The organism is Sphingomonas sp. (genome assembly GCF_048595155.1).
Lineage (GTDB): Bacteria > Pseudomonadota > Alphaproteobacteria > Sphingomonadales > Sphingomonadaceae > Sphingomonas_I.
Window position 1 is genome coordinate 1 of sequence record NZ_JBMDXN010000029.1, and the last position, 14,929, is coordinate 14,929.

12 protein-coding genes are annotated in these 14,929 nt (G+C 65.0%); 5 read left to right on the forward strand and 7 right to left on the reverse strand.

What is annotated here, in order from left to right; all coding sequences use genetic code 11:
- The 5 genes from ACOJSI_RS04850 to ACOJSI_RS04870 form a co-directional block, all read right to left on the reverse strand.
- Positions 1-1,106, reverse strand: a 1,106-nt coding sequence (locus ACOJSI_RS04850) for an NAD(P)H-hydrate epimerase (protein ID WP_420137131.1), incomplete at its 3' end; no start/stop codon positions are given.
- A complete protein-coding gene (locus ACOJSI_RS04855) occupies positions 1,099-1,833 on the reverse strand; it encodes an N-formylglutamate amidohydrolase (protein WP_420137132.1) in 735 nt (244 codons plus the stop codon). The genes ACOJSI_RS04855 and ACOJSI_RS04850, both read right to left, overlap by 8 nt.
- A complete protein-coding gene (locus tag ACOJSI_RS04860; RefSeq protein ID WP_420137133.1) occupies positions 1,830-2,660 on the reverse strand; it encodes a 4-(cytidine 5'-diphospho)-2-C-methyl-D-erythritol kinase in 831 nt (276 codons plus the stop codon). Before ACOJSI_RS04860 ends, ACOJSI_RS04855 begins: the two co-directional genes overlap by 4 nt.
- Entirely contained in the window at positions 2,657-4,159 is a 1,503-nt protein-coding gene (locus ACOJSI_RS04865; RefSeq protein WP_420137134.1) for a tetratricopeptide repeat protein, read from the reverse strand. Before ACOJSI_RS04865 ends, ACOJSI_RS04860 begins: the two co-directional genes overlap by 4 nt.
- Before the next feature lie 25 nt (positions 4,160-4,184).
- Positions 4,185-5,810: an electron transfer flavoprotein-ubiquinone oxidoreductase gene (locus tag ACOJSI_RS04870; RefSeq protein WP_420137135.1), complete on the reverse strand. Its 1,626-nt coding sequence runs from the start codon at positions 5,808-5,810 to the stop codon at positions 4,185-4,187.
- Between the two features lie 133 nt (positions 5,811-5,943).
- Here ACOJSI_RS04870 and ACOJSI_RS04875 point away from each other — a divergent pair, with 133 nt between their 5' ends.
- The 4 genes from ACOJSI_RS04875 (at position 5,944) to ACOJSI_RS04890 (ending at position 10,012) form a co-directional block, all read left to right on the forward strand.
- A complete protein-coding gene (locus ACOJSI_RS04875) occupies positions 5,944-6,639 on the forward strand; it encodes a uracil-DNA glycosylase family protein (RefSeq protein ID WP_420137136.1) in 696 nt (231 codons plus the stop codon).
- Positions 6,636-8,336, forward strand: coding sequence for a transglycosylase SLT domain-containing protein (locus ACOJSI_RS04880; protein ID WP_420137137.1), 1,701 nt, complete (start codon positions 6,636-6,638; stop codon positions 8,334-8,336). The genes ACOJSI_RS04875 and ACOJSI_RS04880 overlap by 4 nt, the downstream gene beginning before the upstream one ends.
- Positions 8,336-8,863, forward strand: coding sequence for a molybdenum cofactor biosynthesis protein B (moaB, locus tag ACOJSI_RS04885; RefSeq protein WP_420137138.1), 528 nt, complete (start codon positions 8,336-8,338; stop codon positions 8,861-8,863). Before ACOJSI_RS04880 ends, moaB begins: the two co-directional genes overlap by 1 nt.
- Before the next feature lie 63 nt (positions 8,864-8,926).
- Positions 8,927-10,012 carry a PA0069 family radical SAM protein gene (locus tag ACOJSI_RS04890; protein ID WP_420137139.1) on the forward strand — a complete coding sequence of 362 codons (1,086 nt, stop codon included), beginning with the start codon at positions 8,927-8,929 and terminating at the stop codon, positions 10,010-10,012.
- 17 nt (positions 10,013-10,029) lie between these two features.
- Here the strand turns inward: ACOJSI_RS04890 and dnaE are convergent, their stop codons facing one another.
- Positions 10,030-13,524: a DNA polymerase III subunit alpha gene (gene dnaE / locus ACOJSI_RS04895; RefSeq protein ID WP_420137140.1), complete on the reverse strand. Its 3,495-nt coding sequence runs from the start codon at positions 13,522-13,524 to the stop codon at positions 10,030-10,032.
- A 136-nt stretch (positions 13,525-13,660) separates the two neighbouring features.
- On the opposite strand from dnaE, the gene aac(3) reads away from it, so the two are divergent.
- Entirely contained in the window at positions 13,661-14,494 is an 834-nt protein-coding gene (aac(3), locus tag ACOJSI_RS04900; protein WP_420137141.1) for an aminoglycoside 3-N-acetyltransferase, read from the forward strand.
- A gap of 1 nt (position 14,495) precedes the next feature.
- Here aac(3) and ACOJSI_RS04905 read toward each other — a convergent pair.
- Positions 14,496-14,929: ABC transporter ATP-binding protein (locus tag ACOJSI_RS04905; RefSeq protein WP_420137142.1), on the reverse strand; the 434-nt coding region annotated here is incomplete at its 5' end.

Below are 14,929 nucleotides of genomic sequence, written 5' to 3' on the forward strand. Positions count from 1 at the left end.
GCGCCGGACGTCGCGGCGGCCGCCCGCGCCTGGCTGAGCCGGTCTTCCTTACTGTCGCCGAACAGGCGCACGAACTCTCCCCAATGCGGCGTCAGCACATGTCCAGCGAGGCGGTCATGCCGGCGCCTCCCGATCAACGTCAGCGCATCGGCATCGAGCACGATCGGTTTACCGCTCGCCAGCGCCGCGTCGAGCCGATCGCGGGCAAGGCAGTCCAGACCCAGACCAGGCCCGACAACCAGCGCCCCGATCCGCGGGTCGGCAACAGCCTTGTCGCTCCAGTCACGACGCACCAGCGCGTGGGGCGCCCCCTCGCCCGGCGCGCCGAGCAGTTCCACATAGCCCGCCCCGGTTCGCTGCCCGGCCAGGGCGGAGAGCAGGCTCGCGCCGGGCATGGCGCCCGCCAACACCACCAGTTTCCCTCGGCTATATTTGTTGGCGTCATACCCCGGTGAAGCCAGTCGAGGCCGCCCGATCTCGAAGGTCGATGCTTCCGGGACTGAGCCGAGACCGATGTCCGCCACGATCACGCGCCCACAATGTTCGGCGGCGGGCAGTAACCGATGTGCGGGTTTCAAGGCGCCGAGCGCCACCGTGAGATGGAAATACGGGACTGCACCGAGCACCTTGCCGTCGTCGGTCGTGACGCCGCTTGGCAGATCGACGGCGATCCGACGCTGCGCCGCTCCGCACAGCCGCAAATAATCTTCGCTTATTTCACCCGCTACTGGGCGCGTGAGACCGGTGCCGAACAAGGCGTCAACCAGGATCGCGGCCGGCCGCGCCTCTGCCAGCGAAGATCGCGGCCCATCCCATGCCGTGGCCGCCTTCCTCGCCGCATCGGACGCCGGCGGCGCGGCAACGGCGACCCGGACGGGCACGCCGCGTGCTTGCAGCAGCCGTGCCGCGACATAGCCGTCGCCGCCATTATTGCCGGGGCCACACAGGATCAGCGTTTCAGCGTGGCCGGCCACACGCCACACCAACTCCGCCACCGCCGCGCCGGCGCGCTCCATCAGCGTTTCGACCGGACAGCCGCCGTCCATGACGCGCTGCTCGGCCGCCCGCATCTCGCGCGCGGACAGGATCGGGGCCAGGTCAGTCATGATCGGCCAGCCGGTCGCGCACTGCACGCACCACTGGAGTCAGAGCGTCGCACCAGCGGGCAACGCCGGGCACATCGCTGATCAGGTCCTGCCTGACCTCGATGCCGAGATAGGGGATAGCGTTGGCCTCGCCATGCCGGTTCATGGTCGCGTTCAGGACCTTGCCCGAATATGGCAGGTTATCGCCGGCTACGATCCCGGCCCGATCCAGCAGGGGCAACGCGATCCGCGCCGCCCGATCGTCCTGATTATAAAGTATGCCGATCTGCCATGGCCGCTCGCCCGCATCCGTCTTCAAACGCGGCGTGAAACTATGCAGCGAAATCAACATCTTGGGACGCACCGCGGAGATGATATGTCCGATCTTCTGATGGTAGGGCCGCCAATAGCGTGCCAATCGCTGCTCCCACTGGGCGGCGCTCAACCCCTTGTTGCCCGGTATTTCGCGGCCATCGCTGACGGCCGGGATCAACCCCGGCGCATCCTCTTCGCGGTTGAAATCGATCACAAGCCGCGACACGCCGCCAAGGATGCCTTGGCAGTCCAAGGCGGCGCACAGCGCGCGCGCCAAGTCGGCAACGCCGATATCGATCGCCACATGTTCCTCCAACATGCCCGGCGGCACGCCCAGATCGATATCGTCAGGCACATGGTTGGAGGCATGATCGCCGATCAGCAACATGCCGCTCCCCGCGTCGCCGCGAATCTCCGTCCAGGCGACACTCATCGTAGCCGGCTCGGCATCTGCCACCATCCGGGATGGAGTGCTTCGATGGCGCGCGCCGCAGCATCTCGCGCGGCAGCTTGATCGAACAAGGCAAAGCAGGTCGCCCCGGAGCCCGACATTCGAACCAGCGAAACTCCGGCCTGATCTGCCAGAAGGCGAAGTATATCTGCGATCACCGGCATCTGCGTGCTGGCCGATGTTTCCAGGTCGTTGCGGCCGTTCCGCGCTACTGTCAGCGGGTCGCCATGGCCAAGCGCACCCCGATCCACGCCATCCCATCCGGCAAAGACCGGGCCTGTCGCCAGCGGTTGACGCGGGTTGACCAGCAACAGCGGCATGCTCTCCGGCAGACCGGCGACAGGGATCAATCGGTCGCCCCGCCCCTCGCCACGCATTGGGCGGGATCGCAGGCAGGCGGGCACGTCGGCCCCCAGCTTCGCCGCAAGATCCTGGATGCCCGGATCATCGAGCGCCCTGCCGAAGCGATGGCACAGCAGCCGCAGTGCGGCCGCGGCGTCGGCTGAACCGCCGCCGATGCCGGACGCTATCGGTAGGTTCTTTTCCAGCACAAAGCCCATCTCCCCGCCCTGCCCGGTCAGCGCCACGAAGCCCTGCGCTGCCCTGAGGACGAGATTGTCCGCATCGTCCAACCCGACGGCGAAAGGTCCTTCGATCGCCAGACCGGGCCGATCGGTCAGCCACAGCCGGTCGCCATCTTCCGCGAACGCGAACAGCGTTTCGATCGTGTGATAGCCGTCAGCATCGCGCCGCCGAACATGCAGCGCGAGGTTGATCTTGGCATAGGCGGTCTCGCACGCGGTGCTCACGGCGCCGCAGTCGCCCCACTCAGTCCCACATCGATCTTGCTGCTGATCCGCGCCCGATCCTTGTCTTCTGCCGTGATGAGGGCGGCGCGCCACGCATAACGCGCTTCGAACTGGCGTCCTAGGGACCAATACACATCGCCCAAATGCTCGTTGATGGTCGGCTCGCCGGGGCTGCTCGCGGCAGCACGCTCCAGTAGCGGCACCGCCTGTACGCTCTTGCCACGAAGGAACAGGACCCAGCCGAGCGAGTCCGTGATGGCCGCGTCATCCGGCTGAAGCTTGCTGGCCTGTTCAATCATCGCGGCCGCGCGATCGATATCCTCGTGCCGTTCGATATAGGAATAGCCAACCTGATTGAGGACGACGGCCTCACCCGGCGCGATCGCATAGGCGCGGTCGAGCGCCGCCTTCGCCGCGGGCCAATTGCCGGCCTCGTTCAGTGCCGCAGCCTGCTGCAGCAGCAGGGGCCACATCAAGTCCGGCGCAAGCTTGGCGGCATCGGCGGCCGCCACGGCATTGGCGTAAGCGTTCACCGCATCCGCCGGGCGCTCCATCGCCAGATAAAGATCGCCGACCCGCGCCCAATCCTGCGGCTTCGCGCCAGTTCGGCGCGCGGCCGCCAATGCCTCGGCCAAGGCCGCATCGCGCTTGCCGCTGTCGTCGAGCAAACCGATCCGCATCGCCTGGGCGTTTCCGGCCAAGGGGTCATTCGCTGGGACATGATCGAGCGCCGCCAGCGCCAGATCCGGCCGATGCATCGTGCGCAACTGCTCCGCCAGCAAGAGCCAGGCCGGAGAAAAGTTGGGAGCGGCATAGCTCGCCATCCGTCCCATGATCAGGCCAAGAGGGCTGAGCTGCTGGCGGGAGAGGTCGCTCGAGAAATGGGCGAACAGCACCGCCAAGCCCTCATCCGCACCCTTGACCATCGACGGCAATTGGCCGGAGATCTCGGCACCGCGCTCGGCCCGCGCCTGCTCGGCCCGTCCGGTGGCGATCAGTAGTAGAGCGCGCTGCTCCGCATAATAGTTGCCGCCGACCGATGCGCCTTGCGCCGCCTGTGCCAGAGCGAGCGGATCGCCCTTGCGCGATTCGACCGCGATCCAGGCGCGGAAATACGGCGCGAGAAAGCCGAACAGCCGATCCTTCGCAAGCCGCTCCGTCGCCTCCCCCGCCCTGGTCCAATTGCGCGTCCGGACCTGCTCCAGGGCCAGCAGTGCATAGCCGTCGGACGGCAACATCTTGCGGGCATCCAGCACGCGGGCCGCCTTCAAAGCGACCGGCATGTCCCCGGCCGTCACCGCCTGACGATAAGCGCGATCGGCGACCACCATGTTGGTCGGGTCGGCCGCCATTAAGGCCGCAAATCCCGCATTGGCGGCCGACGTGTCTCCCGCAACCTGCGCGGCACGCGCCCGCACATACAGGCCCGCCAGCGAGGAGCGCGGCGCGATTGCCTGCGCCGGCACCGCGCCCAGCAGTGCCGCGGCCATTCCGATCATTGCAGCCTGATAGCGCACGCGCTTCTCACATATTGGGGTAATTGGGTCCGCCCCCGCCTTCCGGAACGACCCAGTTGATATTCTGGGTCGGGTCCTTGATGTCGCACGTCTTGCAGTGGACGCAGTTCTGCGCGTTGATCTGAAGCCGCGGCCCATCCACGATCTCGTAAACGCCGGCCGGGCAATAAAGCTGCTCCGGGCTGTCGTACAGCGCCAGATTGACCGAGATTGGCACCTCCGCATCCTTCAGCGTCAGGTGGATCGGCTGATCCTCCTCGTGGTTGGTGTTGGATAGGAACACCGAAGACAGCCGATCGAAACTGATCACCCCGTCCGGTTTGGGATAGTCGATCGCGGGCGCCATGTCCTTCCGCCACAGCGTCTTGCTGTCGCGATGATGCGCAAACGTATAGGGTAGACCGATCTTCAGCTGCCGCATCCACATGTCAAAAGCCGCCCATAACGTCCCGACAGCAGGGCCAAATTTGGCGAGAGCCGGCTCGGCGTTGCGGACTTTCTTGAGCTCGCGCGCGATCCAGCTCGCTTCGAGAGCGGGCTGGTAATCGTCGAGCGCGTCGTTGCTGCGCCCGGCCGCAATAGCGGCGGCGGCGGCTTCGGCGGCGAGCATCGCGGATTTCATCGCCGTATGCGTGCCCTTGATGCGTGGGACGTTCACGAAGCCTGCCGAACAGCCGATCAGCGCGCCGCCCGGGAAAGCGAGCTTCGGCACCGACTGCCAGCCACCCTCATTGATTGCACGCGCGCCATAGCTGACACGGCGCCCGCCCTCCAGAATCGAGCGGATGGCCGGATGCTGCTTCCAGCGCTGGAATTCGTGGAAGGGCGACAGATGCGGATTCTTGTATCCCAGCCCCACCACGAAGCCGAGCGCGACCTGGTTGTTCGCTTGGTGATAGAGAAAGCCGCCGCCGACTTCCTCCGTCAGCGGCCAGCCTTGCGTATGGATCACCCGCCCCGGCATATGCTTGGCCGGATCGACGTCCCAAAGTTCCTTGATTCCAAGGCCATACACCTGCGGCTGACAATCGCGTTCCAAGTCGAAGAGGCGTTTGGCCTCCTTGGTCAGGCTGCCGCGGGCGCCCTCGGCGAAGAAGGTATAGCGGGCATGAAGCTCGATCCCGGGCTGATAATCGGGCCGATGCGTCCCATCCCGTGCGACGCCCATATCGCCGGTCGCAACACCGCGCACGGAGCCGTCGTCGTTGAACAATATTTCCGCGGCAGCGAAACCGGGGAAGATTTCGACGCCCAGGGCCTCGGCCTGCCCCGCCAGCCAGCGGCACAGATTTCCGAGCGAGCCGGTATAAGTCCCCTTGTTGCTCATCAGCGGTGGCATCAGCAGATGCGGCAGAGATGTCTTGCCCGTCCGGCTGAGGATCCAATGATGGTTCTCCGTGACGGGGACATGCAATGGACAATCACGATCCCGCCAGTCGGGGATCAGTTCATCCAGTGCGATCGGATCGATGACGGCGCCCGACAGGATATGCGCCCCGATTTCGGATCCTTTTTCCAGCACGCAGACGGCGATATCGCTATTGATTTGCTTTAACCGGATCGCAGCGGACAGCCCGGCGGGCCCGCCGCCGACGATCACAACATCGTAATTCATACTCTCGCGGTCAGACATCAGGCCTCTATACGTCGTCTTTACAGTCCGGTCATCGTATCGTCCGAACGCCTCGTCATAAAGCGCGTGCCCGCAGATTGACCCTCTCGTCAACCGCTCGTCTAGTTTCCGCTGCGGGTAGCGGGGAAGACGAATGGTGGACGGCGTTGCGTATAGCACGCTTGATTGGTGGGTGGAGGCTGGCGTCGATGTGCTGGTCGACGATCTGCCGCGCGACTGGCTGGCGCAGCCGACGCCTCCGGCTCAGACCGCAGCTGTAGCGGCGCCTCCCGCGACGGCCGCCGCTGCGCTGCCCGATACGCTCGCCGCTTTCCGCACCTGGTTGCTGACCGATGCCGCTGTACCCGGCGCGCCTGCCAATCGGATCGATGCGTCGGGCGATCCCGCTAGCGGCTCCGTCATTGTCGTGGATATGCCGGAAGCGGATGATCGCACATCCGCTTCCTTGCTATCGGGCGAGGTCGGCGCCCTGTTCGATCGCATGCTGGCCGCGATCAAGCTCACCCGCGCTGACATCTACCTGATCCCCTTCTCGCCTGCACGATCGACCACGGGGCGCGTCGCTCAACCCGATCTTGCGACCCTTACCCCGCTCCTGCGACACCACCTCGCGCTGGCGGTCCCGAAGCGGCTGCTGCTGCTCGGCGACGCGCCCGTGCAAGCATTGCTACAGACGCCCGCCGTCAAAGCCCGCGAGACGGCTCACATGATCGACATTGCGGGGCGCCCCACTCCGGCCGTAGCCTCCATTCACCCTCGTCTCGTCCACCTCAAGCGCGATTACCGGCCACTCGCGTGGGATGATCTGCAACGGTTTGCCGCCTTATGATCCGCACTGCCCTCCTGTCCGCTTTTGCTCTTGCCTGCGCTGCCCCTTCCGCGGCCGGGGCGCCCTTTCTGCTCGACCAGGCCAATATCGTTCCCGTGAGCACGAGCCGCCAGCTGAGCGACAGCGAGCGCACCAATTTCCGTCAATTCTTCCAGCTCCTGCGGGAGCGCAATTTCAGTGCGGCCTCGGCGTTGCTGGACGCGCAGCCGACCGGCGCGTTGACCGCCGTGGCCCGCGCCGAACTCTTGCTCGCCAATCCTGCCGGACGCGATCCGGCCAGCGTCGCCGGGTTGCTCAGCACCGCGCCCGATCTGCCGGAAGCGCCCGCGCTCGCGCGCTCGGCAGGCACGTCCTTCTCGCTTCCCGTGCAGCGCTCGCTGATCCGCGTCGCCGGCCCGAGTAAGCGTGCCCCGAGCCGGCCCAATAGCGATTGCCGCGCGCTGGCCGCCCGCGTCCAGCCGCTGCTCAAGGCGGATAATCCCGCCGCCGCCGAACCCATCGTCGAGGCGGCCACCTCTACCATATCGCCCGAGGCGCTGACCGAGTGGCGGGAGAAGGTGGCTTGGGTCTATTTCCAGACGGGCGATGCGGTCTCCGCGCGCCGCGTCGCCGCTTTGGCGCAGGTTGGGGCGGGCGAATGGGCGGTCGATGCTGCCTGGGTCTACGGCCTCTCCTCTTGGCAGACGCGGGATTATGCTGCTGCCGCTCAGGCGTTCGAACGCGTAGCCTCCAACGCCAGCGATGATGAGACGCGCTCCGCCGGCCTGTTCTGGGCCGGGCGGAGCCGGAAAGCCGCAGGCGATGTCACCACCGCCGATCTGAAACTGCAGTCGGCGGCGCGGTACACCGAAACCTTCTACGGCATGCTCGCCAATGCCGCGCTGGGGCTGCCGTTGATGCCCGCGGGCGTGCAAAGCGAAACCGATGCCAACCTGCTGATGGCGCGTAACAATTTACGCGCGGCGGCCGCCTTGGTCGAGATTGGCGAGACCAACCTTGCCGATCAGTTGATCCGCTATCAGGCGCGGATTGGGGCGCCAGCCGAACATCCGGCCCTGATCGCCTTCGCTGCGAAGCTGGGCCTGCCGGCAACCCAGATCTGGCTTGCCCAGAACGCGCCGACAGGCACGCGTACCAGCTTCGCGGCACGCTTCCCCATGCCCGCGTGGAGCCCCGCGCAAGGCTGGCGCGTCGATCCCGCGCTGATCTTCGCGCACGCGCTCCAGGAATCGGAGTTCCGCGCTGATGCCGTCAGTCCGGCAGGCGCGCGCGGCCTGATGCAATTGATGCCCGCTACCGCATCGCTGATCGCTCGCCACAAGGGCGACGTGGTCGGCCCGCTCAACGATCCCGCCGTCAGTTTCGAATATGGTCAAACCTACCTGGAAGAGCTGGCCGCGGCGGTCGGCACGGGTGGGCTGCTGCCAAAGGTGATCGCGGCCTATAATGCCGGCCCCAACAATGTCGCGCGCTGGACAGCGGGCAGCAGCGATCCGCTGCTATACATCGAATCGATCCCGTTCCGCGAAACGCGCGCCTATGTGGCCATCGTGCTGCGCAACTACTGGATCTACCAGCGGGAGATCGGCGCCGTCACGTCAAGCCTGACCGCGATGGCGCAAGGCCGCTGGCCGATGTTCCCAACGCGCGCCATCCAGACGGCCAGCGCGGCCGCGGCGACCCACGCACCCAACTGATGCCGATCGATCCCGCCCAAAGCTTCGTATCGGTGCGCATCGCCGTGCTCACCGTGTCAGATACGCGCACGCTCGCGGACGATCGCTCCGGCACGGTGCTGGTCGAACGCTTGACTGCGGCCGGCCACATCCTGGCCGACCGGGATATCATCGTGGACGATGCCGAGCTGATCGTCGCACGGCTGAATCGCTGGATCGACGATCCGCAAGTGGATTGCATCATTTCAACTGGCGGCACCGGCGTTACGGGTCGGGACGTGACACCCGAAGCCTTCGCACGGGTGCGCGATAAGGAGATCGAAGGATTTGGCGAGCTCTTCCGGTGGTTGAGCTATGCCAAGATCGGCACGTCGACGATCCAGTCGCGTGCTACCGCTGCAGTCGCCCGGGGCACCTATCTCTTCGCTCTTCCCGGCTCTACCGGTGCGGTACAAGATGGATGGGATGGCATCCTTGCGACGCAGCTGGACATACGCCACCGCCCCTGCAACTTCGTCGAGCTCATGCCGCGGTTACGCGAACGCTGAGGAAGATCAGATATAAAGCTGGAATGTTCTTGCAATGTTCCGATCGCGTTTTAAGCTTCGCCTATGGAATCGCCGCCCCGTCTTTCGCCGCGCGCCGGACGTGGCGCAACGCAGAACGCGACCCCGCAGCGGTTCAATCTGAAAGCGCGCGCCGACGATGGCGATTGGCTGGATGCGCGCGTGGATCTGGATGGGGAACTACCCCCGCTCCGGACAACCGTGACGACCGAGCGCCCACGGTCGATCATTGCCCGCAACCAGTCTCCCGACGTCGGCTTTGATCGCTCGATCAATGGGTATCGGGGCTGCGAGCATGGCTGCATCTATTGCTTTGCCCGGCCTAGCCATGCGTTTCACGATCTCTCGCCCGGCCTCGATTTCGAAACGCGGCTGTTCGCGAAGCCTGAGGCGCCGAAATTGTTGCGCGCCGAACTGGCCGCGAAAGGCTATGTTCCCCGCCCGATCGCGTTCGGTACCAACACCGATCCCTATCAGCCGATCGAAGGGGAATGGCGGATCACCCGCGCCTGTTTGGAAGTGCTGGCGGAAACCCGCCACCCCTTCACCATCACGACCAAATCCGATCGCGTTGTCCGCGATATGGACGTGATCGCGCCGATGGCGGCGAAAGGGCTGGCGGCCGTCGTCATATCGATCACCACGCTCGATCCGGCTACCGCGCGCACGCTGGAACCGCGCTGCCCCCACCCCGCCAAGCGGCTGGCAGCCGTGAGAAAGTTGATCGACGCCGGCGTGCCTACCCATGTCAGCCTCGCGCCCGTGGTGCCGCAAATTACCGACCATGAAATGGAGCATATCCTGGAAGCGGCAGCGGATGCCGGCGCGCGCGGCGCCTTTTTCCTGCCGGTGCGGCTACCCCACGAAGTCGCCCCTCTCTTTCGCGCCTGGCTCGACGCTCACCATCCCGATCGCGCGAGTAAGGTGATGGCGACGATTCAGTCGCTCCGCGGCGGCAAGGACAATGATCCCAACTTCTTCACGCGGATGCAGGGCCAAGGGCCGTGGGCGGAGCTGTTGCGCACGCGCTTCACGATCGCCTGCCGCAAGCTTGGCCTGAACAAGGAGCGGCTGGCGCTGCGCACCGATCTGTTCCGCCCCCCGGAGGGCGATCAGATGCGGCTGCTTTGACCGCTCGGCGGGCCCGATTAGCTGACGAGTGCCAGGCGCGGAGGGTCGAGCGGTTCCAACTCCACCGCCCCTATCCCCGGCATGCGCTCGATCGCTTCCACAACGTCGCTGTCGAGCCGGTAATCGCGGCCGATCCGCAAACGCGTCGGCCCGGCGGCGGTTGGAACCCGCAATTGCACTTCACCCCGTCCGCCCTTGGCATCAGCGAGCAGGCCGGCCAGTGCCGCGAGACTAGCCTCATCCGAGACCTCGATCTCCATGCGGAGCCGCGCACTGGACGACAATCCGTCGAGCGGCCGCGCCGCACGGACTGTTATGCGCGGTGTTTCCTCTCCGGGCCTTTTATCCATTTCAACCGACAGTAACAGGCACGCACCGACCCTGGCCGCGCTTTCCATCGCGGTCGACGCCTCTTCATCGAACGAGCTGGCGATGAACTGGCTCGACGCATCGGAACAGGTCGCCAACAGATAGCGATTGCCGCGCGCAGACGTCCGCCACCGCGCCTCCTCGATCAATGCGGCCATGCGCAACGTTGCCCGTGGGATCGGACGGCCGCGCTCATCGCGATCAGGCTCGGACGGTGCCGCCATTTGCGCCAGTTGTTCGAAGGTGCGCACGCCCTCGCTGCGGGCGACATGCCGATACCGATCGGTGGGATGCGCGGAGAAGTAGAAGCCGAACGCATCCTTCTCCGCCGCCATACGCTGCGCGACCGACCAGCGGACATCGCGCGGCAGACGGATCGGCGGCACTCCAGCATTGCCGTCTCCCCCAAACAACCCACCTTGTCCGCTTGTGCGCGCTTGATGGGCGCTTGCCGCGTGCGCCAAAATGGTCTCCGCACCGCCGAACACCGCGGCACGATCATCCACAAGCGAATCGAAACCGCCCGCGGCCGCCAAACTTTCCAGCTGGCGGCGGTTCAACAGTCGCGGATCGATCCGATCGGCCAGGTCGTCCAGACTTTTGAACGGCCCGGAAGCCCGCCGTTCCTCGACCAGCTGCTCCATGGCTTTTTCGCCAACACCCTTCAGCGCGCCCAGAGCATAGCGAACCGCGCCGTCGCTGACACTGAACTCCGCCTCCGAAAGATTGACGTCGGGCGGAAGCAGCGGCACCGCCGAGCGGCGCATGTCATCCGCCCAGATGGCGAGTTTGTCGGTCAAGCTGATGTCGTAACACATCGATGCCGCGAAGAATTCAGGCTTGTGGTGCGCCTTGAACCAGGCAGTCTGATAGGCCAGCAGCGCATAGGCGGCCGCGTGGCTCTTATTGAAGCCATAGCCAGCGAATTTGTCGATCAAGTCGAACAATTCGTTGGCCTTGGGCGGCGCGATGTCGTTCGCCGCGCAGCCATCAACGAAGCGCTGACGCTGCGCGTCCATTTCCGCCTGGATCTTCTTGCCCATCGCGCGACGCAGCAGATCGGCCTCACCCAGGCTGTAGCCCGCCAGGATCTGCGCGGCCTGCATCACCTGTTCCTGATAGACGAAGATGCCGTAGGTTTCGGCCAGGATCGTTTCGAGTAGCGGGTGCGGATATTCGATTTGCGCACGCCCATTCTTCCGATCGCCGAACATCGGAATATTATCCATCGGGCCCGGCCGATAGAGCGAAACGAGCGCGATAATGTCACCGAAATTGGTCGGCCGAACCGCTGCGAGCGTGCGGCGCATGCCTTCCGATTCCAGCTGGAACACGCCGACAGTGTCGCCCTTCTGCAGCAAGGCGTAGACGGCGGGGTCGTCCAGTTCGAGCGCCAGCAGATCGACATCCACACCGCGATGAGAGAGCATCTCGACCGCCTTCTGCAGGACGGACAGCGTCTTGAGCCCAAGGAAGTCGAACTTCACCAGCCCCGCCGTCTCGACGAACTTCATGTCGAATTGCGTAACGGGGAATTCGGACCGCGGATCGCGGTAAAGCGGCACAAGCTGGTCGAGCGGACGATCGCCGATCACCACGCCGGCGGCGTGGGTGGAGCTGTGCCGCGGCAGACCTTCCAGCTTCATCGCAAGGTCGATCAGCCGCTTGACCTGCTTGTCGCCCTTATATTCCGCATGGAATTCGGACACGCCGTTCAGCGCGCGCTCCAGCGTCCATGGATCCGTTGGATGGTTCGGGATCAGCTTGGCCAGCCGGTCGACCTGTCCATAGCTCATCTGCAGCACGCGGCCGGTATCCTTCAGCACCGCGCGCGCCTTCAGCCGTCCAAATGTGATGATCTGCGCGACATGGTCGCTGCCATATTTGCGCTGGACGTAGCTGATGACCTCGCCACGCCGCGTTTCGCAAAAGTCGATGTCGAAGTCGGGCATCGACACGCGTTCCGGGTTGAGGAAGCGTTCGAACAGCAGACCCAGCTGCAGCGGATCGAGATCGGTGATCGTCAACGCCCAGGCCACGACCGAGCCGGCGCCCGATCCGCGTCCCGGTCCCACCGGAATATTCTGCTCCTTCGCCCACTTGATGAAGTCCGCAACGATCAGGAAGTAGCCCGGGAACCCCATCTGGATGATGACATCCAGCTCGAACTTCAGCCGTTCGCGATAGGGCGAACGGTCCGCCTCCACCGTGCCAAGCTTGTCCAGGCGCGCCTCAAGCCCAGCCGCGGCATCGCGTCGCAATGCCTCTGCTTCAGCCGCAGGATCGCCGGCCAGGCTGGGCAGGATCGGCTTGCGTTCCGGCGCGGCAACAGCACAGCGTTGCGCCACCACCAGCGTGTTCGCAATTGCCTCCGGCAGATCGTCGAATAGGTCCGCCATGACATCGGCCGGCTTGATCCACGCCTCCGGCGACGATCGCACGCGCTCCTCCACCTCAAGGTATGAGGAGCTGGCGATGCACAGCATGACGTCGTGCGCAGCGTGAAAATCCGGCTCCGCAAAGCAGGCGGGATTGGTGGCGACCAGTGGCAGGTCGCGCGCATAGGCAAAGTCGATCAGACCGGCCTCCGCGGCTTCCTCGATCGGATCGCTGCGACGGATCAACTCGATATACAGTCGATCGGGGAACATAGCCTGCAGCCGATCCAGGTAGCGGACCGCCGCATCCTGCTGCCCTTCTGCGATCAAGCGGGCCAGCGCCCCCTCCCCGCCACCGGTCAACGCGATCAGTCCACCGCTTCGTTTCTCCAACGCAGCAAGCGGGACATGCGGCTCTTCATGTGCTGGCCGATCGAGATGGGCAGCCGAAACCAATGCGCAGAGATTGTCGTAGCCAAGATCATCCTGCGCGTAGAGGGCCAGCCAGTCGATCTGCGGCGCCTTCCCGTCGCCCCCTCCTGGCCGGGCGACGCCCAGCAACGCGCCCATGATCGGCTGCACGCCGGCCTTCTTGGCAGCCTGGCTGAACGCCATGGTGCCATAAAGGCCATTACGATCCGTGATTGCCGCCGCGGGAAAGCCGAGCTTCCGCGCCTGCGATGCGATCGCCTTCGGATCGATCGCGCCTTCGAGCATCGTGAAGGCCGAGAGGATGCGCAGCGGCACGAAGTTGGAAGCGGCCATGCCCTTATCTATGCAGTACGACCCCTCAAAGAAAGCATTGTACGGTTTCTATCCACAGCAAAGATGGCCAGCCGATCACCGGACGCGCAACGGCGTACGACTTGACCTGAGCCAGCCTGCACGGAAGCATGCGCAGGTGGACATCGACCTCTCCCGCCTCGCCACGCGCACGGATCTTCGTGACGACCTGATACGGCTAGGCGTCACCGCCGGAGACATGATCATGGTCCATGCCGCGATGTCTAAGGTCGGGCCGATGCTGAACGGACCGGACGCGTTGATCGGCGCCCTGCTGGACGTGATCGGTGCTGAAGGCACTCTGGTCGCCTACACGAGCTGGGACAGCCTGCATGACGATCTACTCGACGAAAACGGACGCGTCCTGCCGCGCTGGCGTGATCATGTTCCCGGGTTCGATCCTACCGCGTCGCGCGCGTCACGGCTCAACGGTATTCTATCGGAATTCATCCGCACGACGCCGGCTGCTCGGCGCAGCGGCAATCCTGGCGCTTCCGTTGCCGCGATCGGCCGGCGCGCGGAATGGCTCACGGCCGATCATCCCCAAGATTATGGTTATGGTGAAAGGTCTCCGCTCGCCAAATTGGTCGAGGCGGGCGGCCGCGTGCTGATGGTCGGCGCCCCTTGGGACACGATGACCTTGCTACACCATGCCGATCATCTTGCGGACGTTCCGGACAAGACGGTGCTCCGCTACGAAGTGCCCTTCGCAAGTGCTTCGGGCACGATGTGGCGGATGGTGGAAGAATATGACACGACCGAACCGGTGGTCGCTGCTCTGCCCGAAAATTATATCGAGCAGGCGGTGACCGCCTTCGTCGCACAAGGCTATGGCCGCCAGAATCGGATCGGCGGGGCAGCGTCTTTGCTCGTGGACGCCCGGCCGATGTTGTCCTTCGCGATCGAGTGGCTGGAGCATGCCGCCGCGAATTCTCGCCATCCGGACGCCTGATCTAACCGAGCAACCCCTCGTGCAGGCGGACGATCCGGTCCATGCGCCCCGCCAGCCGCTCATTATGCGTTGCGACCAGAGCTGCCGCGCCTTCCTCCCGCACCAGCCGCAAAAATTCGCCTAAGACCCTGTCCGCCGTATTCTCATCCAGGTTGCCCGTCGGCTCATCCGCCAGAACCAAAGCCGGCCGATTGGCGAGGGCTCGCGCAACGGCGACGCGCTGTTGTTCGCCGCCGGATAATTGAGAGGGGCGATGATCCAGGCGTTCGCTCAGGCCGAGCGCGCGGAGCAGGCCCTGTGCGCGACCGCTCGCCTCAGCGGGGCTCGCACCGCGAACGAGCTGCGGCATGATCACATTCTCTTCCGCGGTGAAATCCGGTAGCAGGTGGTGAAACTGATAAACGAAGCCGATCGCCTCGCGGCGCAATCTGGTGC

Coding starts and splice junctions, on each gene's coding strand:
- ACOJSI_RS04880 (WP_420137137.1), top strand. CDS start 6,636: ATGATCCGCACTGCCCTCCTGTCCGCTTTTGCTCTTGCCTGCGCTGCC.
- moaB (WP_420137138.1), top strand. CDS start 8,336: ATGCCGATCGATCCCGCCCAAAGCTTCGTATCGGTGCGCATCGCCGTG.
- ACOJSI_RS04890 (WP_420137139.1), top strand. CDS start 8,927: ATGGAATCGCCGCCCCGTCTTTCGCCGCGCGCCGGACGTGGCGCAACG.
- ACOJSI_RS04875 (WP_420137136.1), top strand. CDS start 5,944: ATGGTGGACGGCGTTGCGTATAGCACGCTTGATTGGTGGGTGGAGGCT.
- dnaE (WP_420137140.1), bottom strand. CDS start 13,524: ATGGCCGCTTCCAACTTCGTGCCGCTGCGCATCCTCTCGGCCTTCACG.
- ACOJSI_RS04855 (WP_420137132.1), bottom strand. CDS start 1,833: ATGAGTGTCGCCTGGACGGAGATTCGCGGCGACGCGGGGAGCGGCATG.
- ACOJSI_RS04865 (WP_420137134.1), bottom strand. CDS start 4,159: ATGATCGGAATGGCCGCGGCACTGCTGGGCGCGGTGCCGGCGCAGGCA.
- ACOJSI_RS04870 (WP_420137135.1), bottom strand. CDS start 5,810: ATGTCTGACCGCGAGAGTATGAATTACGATGTTGTGATCGTCGGCGGC.